19 protein-coding genes are annotated in these 18,225 nt (G+C 64.6%); 7 read left to right on the top strand and 12 right to left on the bottom strand.

The features are described 5' to 3' along the window. Positions 1 to 97: 97 nt before the first annotated feature. Complete coding sequence (locus tag RAD10_RS26380; protein WP_461619791.1) at positions 98 to 580, top strand: hypothetical protein; 483 nt, start codon at positions 98 to 100, stop codon at positions 578 to 580. 25 nt (positions 581 to 605) lie between these two features. On the opposite strand, the gene RAD10_RS26375 is transcribed toward RAD10_RS26380, so the two are convergent. From RAD10_RS26375 to RAD10_RS26340, 8 genes are all read right to left on the bottom strand, one after another. Beyond that, positions 606 to 1,451 carry a DUF1444 domain-containing protein gene (locus RAD10_RS26375; RefSeq protein WP_461619790.1) on the bottom strand — a complete coding sequence of 282 codons (846 nt, stop codon included), beginning with the start codon at positions 1,449 to 1,451 and terminating at the stop codon, positions 606 to 608. Between the two features lie 25 nt (positions 1,452 to 1,476). Beyond that, positions 1,477 to 1,782, bottom strand: a complete 306-nt coding sequence (locus RAD10_RS26370) for a hypothetical protein (protein WP_212247479.1) — start codon at positions 1,780 to 1,782, stop codon at positions 1,477 to 1,479. A gap of 96 nt (positions 1,783 to 1,878) precedes the next feature. Next, on the bottom strand, positions 1,879 to 2,253 hold the full coding sequence (locus RAD10_RS26365; RefSeq protein ID WP_461619789.1) for a hypothetical protein: 375 nt from the start codon (positions 2,251 to 2,253) through the stop codon (positions 1,879 to 1,881). Positions 2,254 to 2,355: 102 nt separating this feature from the next. After that, positions 2,356 to 3,048, bottom strand: a complete 693-nt coding sequence (locus RAD10_RS26360; protein ID WP_461619788.1) for an AprI/Inh family metalloprotease inhibitor — start codon at positions 3,046 to 3,048, stop codon at positions 2,356 to 2,358. Further along, on the bottom strand, positions 3,048 to 4,037 hold the full coding sequence (locus tag RAD10_RS26355) for a 2-hydroxyacid dehydrogenase (RefSeq protein ID WP_461619787.1): 990 nt from the start codon (positions 4,035 to 4,037) through the stop codon (positions 3,048 to 3,050). Before RAD10_RS26355 ends, RAD10_RS26360 begins: the two co-directional genes overlap by 1 nt. Beyond that, the gene (locus RAD10_RS26350; RefSeq protein WP_091959822.1) at positions 4,037 to 4,855 is read right to left on the bottom strand and encodes an ABC transporter permease; all 819 of its coding nucleotides are present in this window, start codon (positions 4,853 to 4,855) and stop codon (positions 4,037 to 4,039) included. Before RAD10_RS26350 ends, RAD10_RS26355 begins: the two co-directional genes overlap by 1 nt. Further along, the gene (locus tag RAD10_RS26345) at positions 4,852 to 5,667 is read right to left on the bottom strand and encodes an ABC transporter ATP-binding protein (RefSeq protein ID WP_461619786.1); all 816 of its coding nucleotides are present in this window, start codon (positions 5,665 to 5,667) and stop codon (positions 4,852 to 4,854) included. Before RAD10_RS26345 ends, RAD10_RS26350 begins: the two co-directional genes overlap by 4 nt. A 10-nt stretch (positions 5,668 to 5,677) precedes the next feature. Further along, positions 5,678 to 6,700 (bottom strand): ABC transporter substrate-binding protein, encoded by a 1,023-nt coding sequence (locus RAD10_RS26340; protein WP_461619785.1) that lies wholly within the window; start codon positions 6,698 to 6,700, stop codon positions 5,678 to 5,680. Between the two features lie 165 nt (positions 6,701 to 6,865). Here RAD10_RS26340 and RAD10_RS26335 point away from each other — a divergent pair, with 165 nt between their 5' ends. The 3 genes from RAD10_RS26335 to RAD10_RS26325 all read left to right on the top strand — a co-directional run bounded on the left by RAD10_RS26335 (position 6,866) and on the right by RAD10_RS26325 (position 10,444). Beyond that, complete coding sequence (locus RAD10_RS26335) at positions 6,866 to 7,672, top strand: creatininase family protein (RefSeq protein WP_461619784.1); 807 nt, start codon at positions 6,866 to 6,868, stop codon at positions 7,670 to 7,672. Positions 7,673 to 7,812: 140 nt separating this feature from the next. Further along, positions 7,813 to 8,076, top strand: coding sequence for a hypothetical protein (locus tag RAD10_RS26330; protein WP_028143817.1), 264 nt, complete (start codon positions 7,813 to 7,815; stop codon positions 8,074 to 8,076). A gap of 397 nt (positions 8,077 to 8,473) precedes the next feature. After that, entirely contained in the window at positions 8,474 to 10,444 is a 1,971-nt protein-coding gene (locus RAD10_RS26325) for a carbohydrate porin (protein ID WP_461619783.1), read from the top strand. Positions 10,445 to 10,451: 7 nt separating this feature from the next. Here the strand turns inward: RAD10_RS26325 and RAD10_RS26320 are convergent, their stop codons facing one another. After that, positions 10,452 to 11,183, bottom strand: coding sequence for a sulfite exporter TauE/SafE family protein (locus RAD10_RS26320; protein ID WP_461619782.1), 732 nt, complete (start codon positions 11,181 to 11,183; stop codon positions 10,452 to 10,454). Positions 11,184 to 11,299: 116 nt separating this feature from the next. Then, the gene (locus tag RAD10_RS26315; protein ID WP_461619781.1) at positions 11,300 to 13,375 is read right to left on the bottom strand and encodes a methyl-accepting chemotaxis protein; all 2,076 of its coding nucleotides are present in this window, start codon (positions 13,373 to 13,375) and stop codon (positions 11,300 to 11,302) included. Between the two features lie 243 nt (positions 13,376 to 13,618). Here RAD10_RS26315 and RAD10_RS26310 point away from each other — a divergent pair, with 243 nt between their 5' ends. Then, on the top strand, positions 13,619 to 14,914 hold the full coding sequence (locus tag RAD10_RS26310; RefSeq protein WP_028143820.1) for a hemolysin family protein: 1,296 nt from the start codon (positions 13,619 to 13,621) through the stop codon (positions 14,912 to 14,914). Positions 14,915 to 14,945: 31 nt separating this feature from the next. Here the strand turns inward: RAD10_RS26310 and RAD10_RS26305 are convergent, their stop codons facing one another. Together RAD10_RS26305 and RAD10_RS26300 are read right to left on the bottom strand one after the other, a co-directional pair. Beyond that, positions 14,946 to 15,185: a PilZ domain-containing protein gene (locus tag RAD10_RS26305; RefSeq protein WP_461619780.1), complete on the bottom strand. Its 240-nt coding sequence runs from the start codon at positions 15,183 to 15,185 to the stop codon at positions 14,946 to 14,948. A gap of 103 nt (positions 15,186 to 15,288) precedes the next feature. Beyond that, positions 15,289 to 17,001, bottom strand: a complete 1,713-nt coding sequence (locus RAD10_RS26300) for an FMN-binding glutamate synthase family protein (protein WP_461619779.1) — start codon at positions 16,999 to 17,001, stop codon at positions 15,289 to 15,291. A gap of 360 nt (positions 17,002 to 17,361) precedes the next feature. Between RAD10_RS26300 and RAD10_RS26295 the strand changes: the two genes are divergently transcribed. Beyond that, positions 17,362 to 17,754: a RidA family protein gene (locus RAD10_RS26295; RefSeq protein ID WP_461619907.1), complete on the top strand. Its 393-nt coding sequence runs from the start codon at positions 17,362 to 17,364 to the stop codon at positions 17,752 to 17,754. A gap of 76 nt (positions 17,755 to 17,830) precedes the next feature. Continuing rightward, entirely contained in the window at positions 17,831 to 18,214 is a 384-nt protein-coding gene (locus RAD10_RS26290) for a nuclear transport factor 2 family protein (protein ID WP_461619778.1), read from the top strand. The last annotated feature ends 11 nt before the right edge of the window (positions 18,215 to 18,225 follow it).

The following is an 18,225-nucleotide window of genomic DNA, read 5'->3' as shown; positions in this document are numbered from 1 at the left end:
TGCTTGTGTTGCAAACGTGACCGAAGCTGACCCTTGTAGGGATCGGCTTGCGCGCTGGCCGATTGCACTGGCCCTCGCTTTCCCGCTCGCTCTCGTCTTGATCTGGGCCAGCCCGTTCGATGTGGCCTTTGCGGGAGCTCCTATCCTGTTGGTGACCTGGGCGGCGGCCGCCTTGGCCTCCATCATCATGGCGTTTCCGTCGGCGCAGGCACGTCTCATGCGGCGGACGCTCTCGCTGTCGATTCTGCCGCTCGTCACGATCATCATGACTGCAAATGCGAGCCTCGTCTGGCCGTTGGCCATGGAGACCGGCGAACGACTGCATTTCCTGCTTGCGCGCCAAGCCTATTTCGAAGATGTGGCGAAGCTGCCAATCTCGGCCGAGCCACGCTTCGCGATGTGGCGTTGGGGCGGGTTCACGATCGGGCATGGCGTAGTCTACGATGAGAGCGACGAGATTCTGCTTCCGGAGCAATCTCAATCCTGGAAGAACAGGGTCGCGAAGACTGAAATCGGGATGTGTGGCGTGTCGGGCACGCGCCTGGAAAAGCACTTCTATCTGGTGCGCACCGGCTGCTGATCCGATCGGGACGCGCTCAGTCAAGTCACCGTACCGGCTGCCATCCCTTCGGCGTCCAGCGGAGCAACGCGCCGGAGAGCGGTTTGGGCGCGCGCGCCATGGCGCTCTTGGCAAGTGTTCGCAATGCGTCGATCCCGGCGCTTGTGTCATCTCCGATATAGAGGACGAGATCCGCCGACGGCGCCGCCACGATCAGGATGCCGTTCTGCGCTTTTGCCAGCGGAGCCCAGCTATCGATCAGGGCAAGGCGGCTGGTCTGATAATAGTCGCCGCCCAGCGTGCCGATCTGGCCAGCCGGGACCGGCTTCGCAACGCTCGCCAAGGGCTTCACACTGTTGCGCAGATTGGCAGTTGCAATCTCGAACGCCTGGTCCTGAGTCAAGCCGAGCGCGGCACGATCCTTGTCGTTGAACATCCGGATCGCGCGAGGCGAATCGAGCACGGGAACGATCACCAACTCCTCGACGAGCGGCCGAGTCGGAATCGTGCCGTGGGACCCAAACTCGGCGGTCGCCCGGCGCATGTAATCAGTCGAACGCACGACCACGCGCAGAGCCGCTCTGGTCGGAGGATCACTCCGATTGCGGGCCGTTGCCACGACCCCGTCGACATAGGTCGCGATCTCCTTGCCACAGGAGTTCGTATTTGCCTTGCAGAAGACGTAAACGCGATCGAGGTTGGCTTGCAGGGGGCCGATCGAAAGCGTCAGAGGCCCCTTAATCAGGACCGGCGTGTCACGAACCGCGGTCCGAATGCGCTCGGCCACGAAAGCCGTAAACGCGGGTTCGTCGGATGGAATCTGTTGCGCGCGCGCGGACCCGGCCACGGCAAGACTGACGGCCAGGATCCAGGAAATCAGCCAGCGGGACATGCGGGACCGGCTGTCAACCGATCGCTCAGTAGCAATAGCGCGGATCGACTGGGACGTAGCGGCCATCGGGGCGCTGCATGTAGCAGCCGCGCTGATAGGCGTAGTAGCCGGAGCGGCGGCGCTCGCCTTCGGAGGCGATCGCGGCGCCCGTGCCGGCGCCGACGACGGCGCCGATGGCAGCACCGCGGCCTCCGCCGAGCGCGCCACCGAGGATCGCCCCGCCGACGCCGCCGATGATCGCGCCGCCGATGGCATCCTGGGCCGCCGCCTCATGCACCGGCACCGCCATCGCAACCGTCAGACACACCGCCATTCCAACAGCTCGCAGCATCCCGAATCCTCCCGATTGACGCCGCCAGTCATAGCGCTCGGGACGGCGCCGGGCCAGACCAATTGTCGCAGCCAGGGCGATGCCTCAGGCCGAAGGTTACGGTTCGACCCAGCGCTGCACGGCCTCGACGGTATCGGCGGGCGTGGTGTTGAAGCAGATCGCAGCATCAGGCGCCAGGCGGTGGACGAGGTTGAGCACCTTCTCGAACAGCACGAGGCGCTCCTTCGGCTCGCGCAGGCCGGCGCCGACCACGACGCAGTCGAAGCGCTCGTCACGCAGCGCCGCCGTGACGCCGGCTTCCGCGGTGGCGTCGAGATCGATCAGGCAGCTCGTGACCTCGAAGCCGAGATCGCGCAGGCGCAACAGCTGCGCCTCGATGTAGGTTCGCACGAGCTCCGGCGTGAGCTGCGGGAATGCGCTGTAGTCGGCACTGCCGGGTTCGATGCCGATCGCGAGGACGCGCTTGGCCATACCGGATCTCCCAACGAAATCGCCTCTTCCGTCAACGAGATGCCCTGTCTGCAGGTTCCGCCTTCGCGTCGCGCCATTCGGCGGCAACGAATGTCGGGCCGCCTATTGCCGCAGCATGATCAGGGGATCGGCGGTATCGGGGACGCGCCGCCATTGCGCATTGTCGTCGGCTTCGAACTGCCAGACGTTGCCCGATTTCGACATCAGGATGATCTGGCCGCGCTCGAGCCGCCATTGCGTCGGGTTGAACTGCGCGATGGCCGCGTCGCATTTCGGCTTGAGGAAGACCTGGAAATTGTCCTGCCCGGCTTCCGTATTGGTCAGCGTCAGCCCGCAGACCGGCTGGCCGTTGCCGCGCACCATCGCCCAGTCGCCGATCATCTGGTCCATCGACTTGGCCATCGAGCGCGCCGCGGCGAGATCCTGCAGAATGTAGACGCCCTCCCCCTGGCGCAGGCCTTCGAAGATGCCGGCCTCCACCTCGGTGAAGTCAATCACGGCTTCACCGCTCGCATCCTGCAGACGGACGATGTCGAGGCCCCTGACGCTCCAGGCGACGATGTCCTTGGTGAAGGGCAGCGCCGCCTTGCAGGCCGGCTCCAGCTCGAGCTTGAAGCCCTGCCCTGCAACGTCGCCCTTCATCGTGACGACGCAGGTCTTGCTGCGCTCGGTGGTCGAGAGCTCCCACTGCCCGAGCATCTCTTTCTTCAGGCTCGTTGCATCCTGCGCATGCGCAGCGCCGTTCGCGGCCAAGGAGGCCGCGACGGCGAATGCAACGATCCGAAGAATTTTCATCAGCGCCCCTTGAACGGCGTTTCGGCAACCGGCGTCAACGGCGCCTTGCCTGAGAACCAGGACTTGAGGTTGTCGACCACGAGCTGGTCCATCGCGTTGCGCGTCACCACCGAGGCCGAGCCGATATGCGGCAGCAGCACGACGTTCTGCATGGTCTTGAGCTCATCCGGCACGGTCGGCTCGGCCGCGAACACGTCGAGGCCGGCGGCCAGGATGGTGCCGGACTTGAGCGCCTGCACAAGCGCCGGTTCGTCGACCACCGAGCCGCGCGCGACGTTGACCAGCACGCCACGCGGGCCGAGCGCCTTCAGCACCTCGGCATTGATCATCTTGTTGGTCGAGGCGCCGCCGGGCACGATCACCATCAGCGTGTCCACCGCCTTCGCCATCTCGATCAGATCAGGATAGTGCTTGTAGGAGACGTCCTTGGACGGATTGCGCGAGTGGTAAACCACCGGCACCAGCGAGGCATCGAGCCGGCGCGCGATGGCCTGGCCGATCCGGCCCATGCCGACGATGCCGACCTTGCGGTCGCGCAGCGAGCCGACGCTGAGCGGATAGTTCTGCGTCTGCCAGAGCCCGGAGCGCACATAGCGGTCGGCCTTGACGAACTCGCGCAAGGTGGAGATCAGAAGGCCCATCGCGACGTCGGCGACCTCCTCGGTCAGCACGTCGGGCGTGTTGGTGACGATGATGCCGTGCTCGGCCGCGTATTTGGCATCGACGTGGTCGTAGCCGACGCCGAAGCTTGCCACCATCTCGATCTTGGGCAGCTGCGACAGCGAACCCTTGTCGGCACGGACGGTGTGATAGGTCACGGCCACGCCGCGGATCTTCTCGCGGATCGCCGGCGTCAGCCGTTCGAGGTCGCCGTGCGTCTCGGCCTTGTGCACGACGAAATGGTCGGAAAACCCGTTCTCGAGGATCGGCCGCACCGGCCCATAAATCAGAAGGTCGATCTTTTCGGACGAAATCGAACCGGCAGCCATCAGTTTTCCTTTCCAAGCGCGCTCTCATGCCAGCGCCGTAAAACGAGGTGGGAAACTACCGCCAGCACCCCATAGATGACAATCCCGGCCAGCGACAACAAAAGCAGCGCTGCGAACATGCGGGGTATGTTCAATCGATAGCCCGACTCGGCGATCCTGTAGGCAAGCCCGGAGCCCGCACCGGCCGTTCCGGCCGCAATCTCGGCCACGACCGCGCCGATCAGCGACAGGCCGCCTGCGATGCGCAGGCCGCCGAGAATGTAGGGCAACGCCGCGGGCAGCTTGAGAAAGCGCAGTGTCTGCGGCTTTGAGGCGCCATAGAGCTGGAACAGGCCGGCAAGGTTGCGATCGACCGAATTCAGCCCGAGCGTGGTGTTGGACAGCACAGGGAAAAAGGCGACAATGAAGGCGCAGACGACGACGGCGGTCTGCTGCTCCAGGTAGATCAGCAGCAATGGCGCGATCGCGATCACCGGGGTGACCTGGAGGACGATGGCATAGGGGAACAGCGAATACTCCACCCATTTCGACTGGTTGAACAACAGCGCCAGCGCGATGCCGCCGATGCTGGCCGCGGCGAAACCTTCGAGCGTGGTCAAAAGCGTGGTGGCAAGCGATTGTGACAGCACCGCCCAGTCCTTGATCAGCGTCAGGACGATGACGGAGGGCGCCGGCAGCACGTAAGGCGGGATGTCCTTGATGCGGACCATGAGTTCCCAGGCGAGGATGCCGGCCGCGAACACGATGACGGGAAGCACGAAGCGCATCGCGCGTTGCGCGCCTCGCGGTTTTGCGGTGACGGCAGCTTGCGCGCTCATAGCGTCGACTGCCCCGAATAGGATGGCGCCAGCGCGGCCGACACCTTCCGGCAATAATCGGAATAGGCGGCGGAGGTGCGAAACGTCTCGCTGCGCGGCTCGACCGTCTCGATGCGGATGTCGGCCTGGATGCGGCCGGGCCGCGCCGTCATGACCACCACGCGCTGCGACAGATAGACGGATTCGAACACCGAATGGGTGACGAAGATGACGGTCTTGCCGAGGCTGCGCCACAGCGCGAGCAGATCATTGTTGAGGCGGAAGCGCGTGATCTCGTCGAGCGCGGCGAACGGCTCATCCATTAGAAGGATATCCGGATCGGTGACGAGCGCGCGCGCCAGCGACACCCGCATCTTCATGCCGCCGGAGAGCTCGCGCGGAAAGGCATCGGCGAAATCGGCGAGCCCGACGCTGGCCAGCGCCGCGTCGGCACGCTCGCGCGCCTCCGCCTTCGGCACGCCGGCGAGCTTCAGCGGCAGCCGCACATTCTCGCGCACGCTGGTCCAGGGCATCAAGGTCGGCTCCTGAAACACGAAGCCGATACCGTGCCCCGGCAGCACCTCGCCCTCGTGATGGGCCACCCGCACGATGCCTGACGACGGCGCGCTGAGCTCCGCGATCAACCGCAGCACCGTCGACTTGCCGCAACCGGACGGGCCCAGCAGCGAGATGAACTCGCCCTTGCGGACAGTGAGGTCGAACGGGCCGAGCGCCATGACGCCATTGTCATAGGTCTTCGTCACGCCGCGCAGGCTGACGGCGAGATGCGTCAGGCCGGCGTCGGCCGCGGACGAGGTTTTGCCTGATGACATCGAGCTTGCGCTACGGCTTGCCCGGGCGCAGCTCGACGCCGACGCCCTTGTTGACGAAGCGCAGCGTGTAGGATTTGCGGAAGTCGAGTTCGGGCTTCACGACGCCGGCCTTGACCATCTTGTTGAAGAAGGAGGTGTAGCGCTCGTCGCTCATCGCGCCGATGCCGTTCTTCAGGCTGTCGCCGGAATCGACGATGCCATGCTCCTTCATCTTGGCGACGGAATAGGCGAGCAGGTCGTCGGTCATTTCCGGATTGAGCTTCTTGATCATGGCGTTGCCGGCGGAATTGTCGCGGTAGATGTAATTGTACCAGCCGATCATGGAGGCATCGACGAAACGCTGCACCAGGTCGGGCTTCTTCTCGACCACGTCGCGGCGCGTCTCGATCAGGGTCGAATAGGTGTTGAAGCCGTAATCGGCGAGCAGCAGCACGTTCGGCTTGAAGCCGGCGGCCTTCTCCACCGCGAACGGCTCGGAGGTGACGTAGCCCTGCATCGCGCTCTTGGGATTGGCGATGAAGGGTTGCGGATTGAAATTATAGGGGCGGACGTTCTTCTCGCTGAAGCCGTATTCGGACTTCAGCCACTGGAAATAGCTGCCCATGCCCTCCTTGGAGACGAACAGCGTCAGCGGCTTGAGATCCTCGATCTTGGCGACCTTGGCATCCGGCTGCGTCAGCATCACCTGCGGATCCTTCTGGAAGATCGCGGCGATGGTCACGACGGGGACGTTGTTGGCGACCGCGTCGAACGACATCAGCGTGTTCGCGGCCATGAAGAAATCGATCTTGCCGGCGATCAGCAGCATCCGGTTGTTCTCGTTCGGACCGCCGGGAACGATGGTGACGTCGAGCCCGTATTTCTTGTAGGTGCCGTCGGCGACCGCCTGGAAGAAGCCGCCGTGCTCGGCCTCGGCGACCCAATTGGTGCCGAAGGTGACCTTGTCCAGGGTTTCGGCCCGCGCCGGGACGCTCCAGACCAGAGCGGTCATCAGGCCCGCAGTTAGCGCTCTGCGCAGATGAGAGGGGGTCATAATGGCACTCCGTCGATCGCTTCCAGCATAATCGCGTCTAGCTCGTGGCAGGCCAACGCGATAAAACCGCATGACGTCAGGGGACACGAGCCGGCCGGGCCCGCGTCCCCTGATACCCCAAATTACGTGACAAATTCGGGCAATGAAACCTCCAAAGAAAACTCAATGATGCCATCCCGCGACTGGACCGAAATCTGCTGGGCCGATGCGCCCCCCGCGGAGACGTCGCGATGGATCGCGGTGCTGCCGCTGGCGGCGACCGAGCAGCACGGCCCGCATTTGCCTGTTACCACCGACGTGCTGATCGCGGACGCGTATCTTGCGCGCGTGCGCGAGCTTCTGCCCGACAACGTTCCGGCCAGTTTTCTTCCCGTCGAACCGGTCGGGATTTCCACCGAGCATATCGACTATCCCGGCACGCAGACGCTGCCGACTGAAACCGCGCTGAAGCGATGGACCGGGATCGGCGAGGACGTCGCGCGGCGCGGCGTGAAGAAGCTCGTCATCATCACCAGCCATGGTGGCAACAGCGCGGCCATGATGCTGATCGCGCAGGATCTGCGCGCGTATCAAAGACTGTTCGTGGTGACCACGTCATGGTCGCGGCTATCAGGCGCCGACACATTGTTCCCGGCCGACGAGGTGCGCCACGGCATTCATGGCGGCGCGGTCGAGACCTCGATCATGCTGGCGCGCTATCCCGATCAGGTGCGCAAGGATGCCATCGCGGATTTTCCCGCGAGCAGCATCGCACTGGAGCAGCAGTACCGCTGGCTGTCGACGCAGCGGCCGGCGCCGTTCGCCTGGCAGGCGCAGGATCTCAACGCCAGCGGCGCCGTCGGCAATGCGACATTGGCCGTGGCGGCGAAGGGCGAGCAACTCATCGATCAAGGCGCGCGTGCTTTCTGCGAGTTGCTGAGCGAGGTCGATAACTTCGACGTGAACAGGCTCGGCGAGGGGCCTCTCGGCTAGCCAACATCCTATTGGAATCATTCACGAATACTCCTCGCTCCGGGAGCGGATTTGCCGCATTCGAACCGGACGCGAGGAGCCTCCGTCAAACTGGGCACGCGGACCACAACGGACCGCCTCAACCCCGGATGGAGTTTCACATGTCGATCAAGACCAAGATTGCCGCTCTCGCTCTCGCGACCCTCGCCGTCACCGGCAGCATCGTGTCCACCACCTCCTCGGCCGAAGCCAAGCAGCCCGGTTGGGTCTGGGGTGTTGGTGCCGGCATCGCCACCGCCGCCGTCGTCGGCTCCGCGATCGCCGCCAACAACGATCCCTATTACTACGGCTATCACCGCTGCGGCTGGGTCGCCCAGTACAACGCTTTCGGCCAGTACGTTGGCCGCGTTCGTAGCTGCTACTGATCTGAGTACCTGAGGCCGATCTTACGTGGATCCTGCGTCCGACACGGGCGCCTCATCCACCCCGTGTCGTGCCCCCGACCCCGCCCGGCTGTCCCCCCGGGCGGGGTCATTCATTTTGGGGGGCCGGGAATTTGTTGCAGCCCCGTCACACAGCGGTGCGAACCATCCCGTGCGCCAATCTTGACCAGTTGCTATTGCGAATTAATCGCAATAAGGTTCGCGACAGGTTCGGGAACTTGGGACGAAATCGCGTCGAATCGAGATCATCTCGACGACGCGAGCAACCAAGACCTGATGACAGGGCCGCCGCGAATCGGCAGGGATATCGCGACGGGTGGGACACATTCGCGTTTTGGGGGCGTGCGTTTTGACGTTGAGAAGTCACCGTTACAGATACTTGCGAACGGCCGCGGCGATTGCCTCGGGCGTGCTGGCTTTTCCCGCCGCGGGGCGCGCGGCCGATCTGCCGCTGAAGGCGCCGGCGCTGAGAGCGGTCTATGACTGGACCGGCCTCTATATCGGTGCGCATGCCGGCTATGGCCGCGGCTCGTCGCAGTTCGCGCTGAACGACGGCACAGGGATCAACGACAGCGGCGTCTTCAGCGGCATGATCGGCGGCGTGCAGGCGGGCTACAACTACCGCCTCAACTCCGGCTGGCTGGTCGGCGTCGAAGGCGATTTCACGTTCCCCAACTACATCACCTCGAATTCGATCGTCTCCTTCCTGACGACACCCGCCAACACTGTCACGCAGCAATGGGACTACACCGCCAGCCTGCGCGGCCGCGTCGGCTATACCAGCGGTCCGTGGCTGGTTTACGCCACCGGCGGCTTTGCCTGGATGGGCGAGCGCTATTTCGACACGCCGGCCTCCGGCGCCGAAGTCCCGAAAATCCTGAACACGCGGCCCGGCTGGATCGCGGGTGCCGGCGTCGAATACGGTTTCGCGCCGCATTGGAGCGCACGGCTCGAATATCTCTACAGCCGCTTCGACGGCGCCAATGTCGCCTTCTCCACGGGGGCCCAATACAGCTCTTCGTCGCTCGACTTTCAGCAGGTCAGGCTCGGCCTCAACCGCAAGATCGATTGGCCGGGCATGCCGGGCTACAACCCGAACAGCTCGCTCATCGACACCGAATCGGATCGCTGGGAAATTCACGGCCAGAGCACCTATCTGCCGCAAGGCTATCCGTCGTTCCCCGCGCTCTACAGCGGAACGAACTCTCTCTCACCGTCGAGGCAGGCCAAGGCGACCTGGAGCAACAGCCTGTTCCTGAACGCGCGGCTGTGGGACGGCGGCGAGGTCTATTACAATCCCGAGCTGCTCCAGGGATTTGGCCTGAACGACACGGTCGGCGCGGCCGGCTTCCCGAACGGCGAAGCGCAGAAGTCGAACTTCCCCTATCCGCATTACAACACTTCGCGACTGTTCGTGCGTCAGACTTTCGGCTTCGGCGGCGAGCAGGAAGAACTCGCCAGCGGCCAGTTGCAGTTGGGACAGAAGGTCGACGTGTCCCGTCTCACGGTGCAGGCCGGCAAGTTCGCAGTGGTCGACGTGTTCGACGGCAATGCCTACGCCAAGGACACTCGCAGGGATTTCATGAACTGGTCGATCTGGGCCCCCGGCGCCTTCGACTATTCTGCCGACAAGGTCGGCCTCACCTACGGCGTCACCGCCGAGCTCAATCAGAAGCAATGGGCGCTGCGCGGCGGCTATTTCCTGATGGTCGCAGAGCCCAACTCAAATCATTTCGACACCAAGGTCGGGGAACGCGGCCAGTACGTGATCGAGCTCGAGACGCGCTTCTCGCTGTTCGGCCAACCCGGCAAGCTCAGGACCATGGGCTGGCTCGACAGCGCCAACATGGGCAGCTTCCGCGAGACGTTGAACAATCCCGCGCTCAATCTCGACATTGCGCAGACCCGGCGCGGCCGCACCAAGGTCGGCTATGTCGTCAACCTCGAGCAGGCGATCACCGAGGATGTCGGACTGTTCGGCCGCTGGAGCTGGAACGACGGCAAGAGCGAAACGCTCGCCTTCACCGACATCAACCGCAGCCTGTCGGCTGGTCTTTCGATCAAGGGCACGAAATGGGGCCGGCCTGACGACGTGATCGGCGTCGGCGGCGCGATCAACGCGATTTCGCAGGACTATCGGGACTTCCTCGCCGCCGGCGGCCTCGGCGTGCTGGTCGGCGACGGTGCGCTCAACTATCGCAAGGAGCGCATCCTCGAAACCTATTACGCCTATGCGCTGAACAAGAATCTCACCCTCACCGCCGACTACCAGCTCATCGTCAACCCCGCCTATAACGCCGATCGCGGACCGGTGTCGGTCATCTCCGGGCGGCTGCACGGGGAGTTCTGAGCGGGGCTCAGAACAACAGCGCGATGCCTGAGACGAGCAGCAGCGCGAGCACGATCCTGCGGAACGTGGTCTCGTCGATCCGGCCGAACAGCTTGAGCCCGAGCCACGTGCCGCCAAACAGGAACGGCAGGCCGAGCGCGAACAGCTTTGCCGTCTCGAACGTGAGCGCTCCCTTGGCGCCCAGCAGCAGCGCCGCCACGGCGAACACCGCGACCGCGACCGGCTGGAACGTCGCGCGTTGGACGTCCTTGGGCAGGCCGCGCAGATTGCACCAGATGGTGATGATGATGCCGGCAAGGCCGGTCAGCCCGCCGAGCAGGCCGTTGACGAAACCGATCGTGATGTCGGCGGCCGGCGGCACATTGGTCGCGACCTTGAGCTGCGGCCGGAGCAACGCATAAAGGCTGTAGCCGATCAGGATCGCTCCGACCGCGATGCGGACGCGTCCGGGGTCCGCCCAGGTCAGAAGCGACACGCCGGCCGGCACGCCAAAGACGGCGCCGGCCATGAACGGCCATAGCCGACGCCAGTTGAGTGCCGCGCGCAGCTTCCAGACCGAGTACCCCTGCACCAGAAGGCCGAAGCCGACGATGAGGCTCGCGCTCTGAAGCGGCGTCAGCACGTAGAGCCACAGCGACGCCGCCACCAGGCCGAAGGCAAAGCCGGAGAGGCCGGCGACGAACGCGCCGGCAAAGGTGGCCAACAGGAAAAGCGGAAGCTCGATTGCGATCCCGTCCATTGCTCGCTCCATGAATCAGCGAGCAGCGCTTGCGTGGGATCACCACTTCACGGGGAGGCCGCGACATCCCCGGGCTACAAGCTTAGGTGACGCCGCTTCCTTCCACAACGACCTTGTTACGCCGCCCGGATCGCATCCAGGAACTTTCCGACCTCGACCTTGAGACGGCTGCTATCGCCGGACAGCGATCTGGCCGATGCGAGCACGTTGGAGGAGGCCGATCCGGTCTGGCTTGCGCCGCGCTGCACATCGACGATGCTGGCGGAGACCTGCTGGGTGCCGCGGGCCGCCTGCTGCACGTTGCGGGAAATCTCCCGCGTCGCTGCGCCCTGCTCCTCCACCGCCGCGGCGATTGCGGATGCAATCTCGGACATGCGGGAGATGGTGTCACTGATCGACCTGATGGCGCCGACGGAGTCCTCTGTCGCGGTCTGGATTCCCGTGATCTGCTGGCTGATCTCGCCGGTGGCCTTGGCGGTCTGCTCGGCCAGCGCCTTGACCTCGGAGGCGACCACCGCAAAGCCGCGGCCGGCCTCGCCGGCGCGCGCCGCCTCGATGGTGGCGTTGAGAGCCAGAAGATTGGTCTGGCCCGCGATCTGGCTGATGAGCTCGACGACGTCGCCGATCCGCCCCGCGGCCTTGGCGAGCTCGCCGACATAATCGTTGGTCCGGCCGGCCTGCTGCACCGCCTCGCCGGCGATGCGCGCGGAATCCTGCACCTGCCGGCTGATCTCATCGACCGACGAGGCCATCTCCTCAGCCGCCGCGGCAACGGTCTGCACGTTGGTGGAGGCCTGTTCGGAAGCGGCCGCGACGGTCGCGGTGACCTTTTCCGATTGATCGGCCGTGCTCGTCAGCGTTCCCGCGGACACTTCCAGCTCCGAGGAAGCCGACGACACCGTGTTGATCACGTCGCCAATCATGGCTTCGAAATCGCGCGCGATCTGGTCCATACGCTGGCTGCGCCGCAGCTTCGCGTCGGCCTCGACCGCGGCCGCCTCGTCGGCGGCCTTCTTGGCGAGCAGTGAATCCTTGAAGTGCTGCAGCGAGCCCGCCACCTGGCCGATCTCGTCATTGCGGCCCGTCGCGGGAATCTCGACGTCGTGCTGTCCGGCAGCGAGCGTTGCGATCACGTCCGCGAGCCGGCTGAGCGGCGTCACCACGCGCCTGCGCAGCATCATGGTCACGCCACCGAGAGTCCCGAGCAGCGCCAGCACCACCACGCCTGCGAGCGCGAGCATCGCCAGTGCGCCATCGCGCGAGGCCGAGGCACGCTCGGAAGCTTCGGCCAATGCGGCATCGCGCACGCCGTAGAACATCTGGATGGCCGGCACGATGACCTTCGCCAGTTCGTCGGCATTGCTGCTGTACTTGCCGTCACTCCGGGCTGCGGGAATCTCCTTGTCGACGGCAGCCGCAGCTCTTCCAAAATACGATTCCGTTGCCGCCTTCAGCGCGGTCGCGACGCGGGAGGGATTTCCGAGTTGGTCGATGCCTGCCTCGATGCGCTCGCGGTCGGCCTCCACGCGGCCTTGCATGCGATCCATCAGCGACAATTCGGTCGCCGTGAGCGGGCGGCTCGCGGACAGCGCCGGGGACAGCGTGGCGGCTCGGCTGCCGGCCGCGACGCGCAGGTCCTGGGCCGTCCGCGCCAGGCTCAACAGCGCCGCGAGCGAGGAATCGGCGTTGATGACTGTCGCTTCGAGCCGGTTCATGACCGGTTCGATGTTGCCGATGACCTCGGCAACACCGGGTAGAAAGCCCTTGATCACAGCACCATCGCGCGCCGCCAGGGGGACGCTCATCGCGCGATCTGCCGCCGCGGTGACCTCCTTCAGCCGCCGTGCGGCACGGTCGAGATTCTCGACAATCGCTCCGCCGTCATCCAGCACCAGGATGGCGCGCCTTGCAGCCTCGAAGCCGGCCTCGGCGGCTTTCGCGGCCTTCCCGGCCGCTTCGATCTGGGCTGGCGTCGCCGCCGCTTCCTGGAAGATCGGACCGATATAGGGGGCGCGAAGGCCGGCGACGTGCTGACTGACCATCAGGGTCGCACCAAAGGCATCGACAGTCTTGATCGCGTCGGAGCGGTTCGTGAAGATGCGCGTCTGGGGTATCAGCACCTCGGCGCCGAGGATGACTGCAAATACCGTCACCGTCAGCATCGACAGCGCGAAAAGCTTCCCGATCCGCATCCCTGGGGTCCCCCGAATACATTTCTGCAATGTCGAAAACCTAGCCGGCCGGCCACTAAGAGCCCGTTAAGCAACGGCATTCCCGTAGTTCCACGGGAGCTCGCGCAAGCGTATCGAAGCCAGCGCCCACACGGTTCCCTCGGGGCGCCAAATGCGGCAAAATTGCCGGCATTTCTTCGCCGAATACCTATATCAAGGCGTGTGCCGTCCTATTCGGCCACACTCCCTTACCTCGGAACGTCAATGCTCTCGGTCGAACTCGTCATCGTCGTCGTCCTGATCGTCATCAACGGCCTCTTGTCCATGTCGGAGCTGGCCGTGGTCTCGTCCCGCCCGGCCCGGTTGTCGATGCTCGCCGCCAAGGGCGTGCGCGGCGCCGAGCGGGCGCTGACGCTGGCAGCCAATCCCGGCAAGTTCCTCTCGACGGTGCAGATCGGCATCACGCTGGTCGGCGTGCTCTCCGGCGCGTTCTCCGGCGCGACGCTCGGACAGCGGCTGACGCAATGGCTGCTCGAGCTCGGTCTATCCGCGGGAATTGCCGACATCGTCGGCGTCGGCATCGTCGTGACGCTGATCACCTACGCCACCCTGATCGTCGGTGAGCTGGTGCCGAAGCAGGTGGCGCTGCGCGACCCCGAAAGCATCGCGGTCAGGGTCGCGCCCGCCATGCACGTGCTTGCGAAGGTCTCGCTGCCGCTGGTCTTTCTGCTCGATCTCTCGGGCAGGCTGATCCTCACGCTGCTCGGCCGCGGCGGCAAGGCCGAGGAGAAGGTCTCGGAGGACGAGATCCACCACCTCGTCAGCGAGGCCGAGAGCGCGGGCGTGCTCGAGCCCGGTGAGAAGGAGATGATCGCCGGCGTGATGCGGCTCGGCGACCGGCCGGTCGGCGCAGTGATGACGCCGCGCACGGAGGTCGACGAGATCGACCTCAACGACGATCCGGCGGCCATCCGGGAAATCATCGCCAAGAGCCCGCATTCGCGCTTTCCCGTCTCCGACGGCGACCGCGACAAGCCGATCGGCGTGCTCCAGGCCAAGGACCTGCTGATCGCCTATATGAACGAACGCACGCCGGACCTGCGCGCGCTGGTGCGCGAGGCGCCCGGCATCCCGGCGTCGGCAGACGCGCGCGACGTGCTGACCATCCTGAAAGCTGCGCCGGTCCACGTCGGTTTCGTCTACGACGAATATGGCGGCTTCGAAGGCATGGTGACGGCCGCCGACATCCTCGAATCGATCGTCGGCGCCTTCCATTCGGAGGCCGGACCGCCGGAGCCCGCCTTTGTCAGGCGCGCCGACGATTCGCTGCTGATCTCGGGCTGGATGCCGGTGGACGAATTCGGCGAATTGCTCGGCGTCGAATTGCCGCCGCACCGCTACAACACGGTGGCGGGCCTGGTGCTGCAACAGTTCAACGTGCTGCCCGACACCGGCGATGCCTTTGACTTCGGCGGCTGGCACATCGAGGTGGTCGATCTCGACGGGCGTCGGATCGACAAGATCCTGGCGAGCCGGTTGAGTGAGGTCGAGACGGGGTGAATTGAGCGATAGCGCCAACTCGCTCTCACCCTCACCCGAACCTCACGCCGATCCGCTTCTCCTTGCGCCAGACCACGGTGCAGGCGAGATGCTTTCCTTCGGCCTGGACGAACAGGGTGAAATGATCGGGGATGCCGACCGGGCTGGTGACGTCGAGCGCGGCGCCGGTGTCGGACAGGTTGCGGACGGTGCAGTCGATCGCGCCGCCGCCGAACTCGATCGTTCCGGCCTTCAGCACGCGATGTCTCGCCTTGTCGCGCCGTTCGTCCATGGGCACAATCTACACCCAAAGTTGAACAAAATCCTAAATGCCAGCTCCGCTCGCGGCGAATGTGCGCGGGCCGGGCCGGTGCCGCCACGGGCCGAGCGATGCCTTACAGCGCCGGCTGGAACGTTTCCGCCTGCGCCATCCGCCAGGCGTCGCGGAAGCGTGGGTCTTCAGTGCCTTCGAGCAGCTCGCCAGGACGCAGCGCCGGATAGAGCTGCGCAAAGGATCTCACATCGGTGGTCGAGGTGCGCTGGGTGAAGTGAATCGGGCGCAGCTGCTGCGGATGCTCCAGGCCTGCCGCGGCGATCAGCTCGGTCAGCGAATGCAGCGTCGCGTGGTGATAATTGTGCACGCGGTCGATCTTGAGCGGCACGTAAAGCGCACGCGCGCGCGTCGGGTCCTGCGTCGCCACCCCGGTCGGGCAGCGGTCGGTATGGCAGCTCAGCGACTGGATGCAGCCGAGCGAGAACATGAAGCCGCGCGCCGAGTTGCAATAGTCGGCGCCGATCGCCATCGCGCGCGCCATGTCGAAGGCGGTAGCGATCTTGCCGGACGCACCGATCTTGATGCGGTCGCGCGCATTGATGCCGATCAGCGCGTTGTGGACGAAACTGACGCCCTCGCGCATCGGCATGCCCAGATGGTCCATGAATTCCAGCGGCGCCGCACCGGTGCCGCCTTCGTTGCCGTCGACGACGATGAAATCCGGATAGATGCCGGTCTGAAGCATCGCCTTGCAGATCGCCAGGAATTCCCAGGGGTGCCCGATGCACAGCTTGAAGCCGGCCGGCTTGCCGCCCGACAGGCGGCGCATCTCGGCGATGAACTGCATCATGCCGGCCGGGGTGGAGAAGGCGCGATGCGAAGCCGGCGAGATGCAGTCCTCTCCCATCGCGACGCCGCGGATCTTGGATATCTCCTCCGAGACCTTTGCCGCCGGCAGCACGCCGCCGTGGCCGGGCTTGGCGCCCTGGCTGACCTTGAGCTCGACCATCTTGATCTGGTCGTCGCAGGCGACGCGCGCGAACGCCTCGGGATCGAAGGTGCCGTCGAGATGACGGCAGCCGAAATAGCCGGAGCCGATCTCCCAGATGATGTCGCCGCCCATCTCGCGGTGATAGGGGCTGACGCCGCCCTCGCCGGTGTCGTGCGCGAAGCCGCCCTTCCTGGCGCCGGCATTGAGCGCGCGCACTGCGTTGGGGCTGAGCGCGCCAAAGCTCATCGCGGAAATGTTGAACACCGAGGCCGAATAGGGCTTCTGGCAGTCGGGCCCGCCGATGCTGATGCGGAACTTCTCCTCCGCGTGCGCCTTCGGCGACACCGAGTGATGCATCCACTCGTAGCCCTGGCGGTAGACGTCCTCCTGGGTGCCGAACGGACGCTTGTCGAGCTCCATCTTGGCGCGCTGATAGACCACCGCGCGGGTGTCGCGCGAGAACGGCATGCCGTCCTTCTCGCTCTCGAAGAAATATTGCCGCATCTCCGGGCGGATCTCTTCGAGCAGGAAGCGGATATGCGCCGAAATCGGATAGTTGCGCAGCACCGCGTGGCTCTTCTGCAGGAGATCGCGGACGCCGAGCAGCGTCAGCGCGCCGAAGATCAGGATCGGCACCAGCAGGATGTCGAAGATCTTGCGGTCGGCGATACCGATACCGATCAGGAGCGCGGTGACGACCGCGCAGATCGTCAGCACGATGAAGCGCGGCGAGAATGGCAGCAGCAGGGTCTCCATGATCCCCTCCTCCGCCAGCGGCAGGCGTTTGTGGGATGAGTGTTGGGAGAAGTCCTGCGTCTTGGTGTCGTCGGCCACGATTCCCATCCTCTCGCCAGCATGAGGCGGTACGATACGCCCTTGCCTGTCATACGGATATGACGCGGCCCTTGTTTCAGGCTAGCGAATTCGGCCGAAATAAATCAATCAGCCCGATGGGCGGGTTTTGCAGTGCAGCAGGGGGGGGGCTGGATGGAAGGCTTTCCGCCCGGAGGCTGAAGTAGCCCGTTCCGGCTTCCAGCGCCAATAGAGATGCCCCAGCGACGGCCTGACGCCCCTAGCCGATCGAACATCAGCGACGGATCCCCCGGAGATGGCACAGCACTCGGTGGGCCGCCAGAGAAAGGCCATAACATCAGCCTTCAACTCGTCGGCCGCTTCAAGGCATCCACAACAGGAGAACTTCTTATGACCCAGCGCAATGCTGTTTTCCCGGCCGGTCGGCATGACCTCTACAAGTCGCACGCCTATTCCGCAGCGATCAGATCGGGTGATCTCCTGTTCGTCTCCGGCCAGGTCGGCAGTCGCAGCGATGGCTCGCCCGAGCCGGATTTCGAGGCTCAGGTCCGTCTGGCGTTTGCGAATCTTGAGGCGACCCTGAAAGCGGGTGGATGCGGATTCGACGATATCGTCGACGTGACGAGCTTTCACACCGATCCGGAAAATCAGTTCGCTACGATCATGACCGTTAAGGGCGAGGTCTTTCCAGAAGAGCCTTATCCGAATTGGACGGCGATCGGCGTCAATTGGCTCGCGGGGTTCGACTTCGAGATCAAGGTCATTGCTCGCATCCCGGGCTGAATTTCGGCGGGTTACACCCGTCATCGTTTTGACAGCACTCGCGCCTAGTCGCAATGATCTCGCAAGGGAGCGTGTCGTGCATGATCTGGAACGCAACAAGGCGAATGTGATCGCCTTCTACGAATTGATGTTCAACGCGTGCCGGCCTGCCGAAGCCGTCGCGCGTTTCGTTGGCGACGAGTACATCCAGCACAATCCGCACGTTGAGACCGGAAAGAAGGGCTTCATTGATTATTTCGAGCGCATGGCTCGCGAGTGGCCGGGCAAGCGAGTCGAGATAAAGCGGGTCGTGGCAGAGAACGAGTACGTCGTTCTTCATTGCTTCCAGCACTGGCCCGGAGACCACGATTACGCGGGAATCGATATCTTCCGGCTCGATGACCGGGGGATGATCGTTGAACATTGGGATGTGCTGCAGGTCATTCCCGAGCACGCGGCCAATCCGAACGGTATGTTCTGAGCTCGCTGCCG

The organism is Bradyrhizobium sp. 23AC, from assembly GCF_054863025.1.
The sequence above is the reverse complement of the archived record's forward strand: the minus strand, read 5'-3'. Positions and strand labels throughout refer to the sequence as shown.

Bases quoted from the DNA above. Each gene is read 5' to 3' on its own strand.
- RAD10_RS26375 (WP_461619790.1), bottom strand. From the start codon at position 1,451: ATGTCCCGCTGGCTGATTTCCTGGATCCTGGCCGTCAGTCTTGCCGTG.
- RAD10_RS26345 (WP_461619786.1), bottom strand. From the start codon at position 5,667: ATGTCATCAGGCAAAACCTCGTCCGCGGCCGACGCCGGCCTGACGCAT.
- RAD10_RS26315 (WP_461619781.1), bottom strand. From the start codon at position 13,375: ATGCGGATCGGGAAGCTTTTCGCGCTGTCGATGCTGACGGTGACGGTA.
- RAD10_RS26350 (WP_091959822.1), bottom strand. From the start codon at position 4,855: ATGAGCGCGCAAGCTGCCGTCACCGCAAAACCGCGAGGCGCGCAACGC.
- RAD10_RS26340 (WP_461619785.1), bottom strand. From the start codon at position 6,700: ATGACCCCCTCTCATCTGCGCAGAGCGCTAACTGCGGGCCTGATGACC.
- RAD10_RS26335 (WP_461619784.1), top strand. From the start codon at position 6,866: ATGATGCCATCCCGCGACTGGACCGAAATCTGCTGGGCCGATGCGCCC.
- RAD10_RS26310 (WP_028143820.1), top strand. From the start codon at position 13,619: ATGCTCTCGGTCGAACTCGTCATCGTCGTCGTCCTGATCGTCATCAAC.
- RAD10_RS26330 (WP_028143817.1), top strand. From the start codon at position 7,813: ATGTCGATCAAGACCAAGATTGCCGCTCTCGCTCTCGCGACCCTCGCC.
- RAD10_RS26365 (WP_461619789.1), bottom strand. From the start codon at position 2,253: ATGGCCAAGCGCGTCCTCGCGATCGGCATCGAACCCGGCAGTGCCGAC.
- RAD10_RS26300 (WP_461619779.1), bottom strand. From the start codon at position 17,001: ATGGGAATCGTGGCCGACGACACCAAGACGCAGGACTTCTCCCAACAC.
- RAD10_RS26370 (WP_212247479.1), bottom strand. From the start codon at position 1,782: ATGCTGCGAGCTGTTGGAATGGCGGTGTGTCTGACGGTTGCGATGGCG.
- RAD10_RS26295 (WP_461619907.1), top strand. From the start codon at position 17,362: ATGACCCAGCGCAATGCTGTTTTCCCGGCCGGTCGGCATGACCTCTAC.
- RAD10_RS26355 (WP_461619787.1), bottom strand. From the start codon at position 4,037: ATGGCTGCCGGTTCGATTTCGTCCGAAAAGATCGACCTTCTGATTTAT.
- RAD10_RS26320 (WP_461619782.1), bottom strand. From the start codon at position 11,183: ATGGACGGGATCGCAATCGAGCTTCCGCTTTTCCTGTTGGCCACCTTT.
- RAD10_RS26360 (WP_461619788.1), bottom strand. From the start codon at position 3,048: ATGAAAATTCTTCGGATCGTTGCATTCGCCGTCGCGGCCTCCTTGGCC.
- RAD10_RS26305 (WP_461619780.1), bottom strand. From the start codon at position 15,185: ATGGACGAACGGCGCGACAAGGCGAGACATCGCGTGCTGAAGGCCGGA.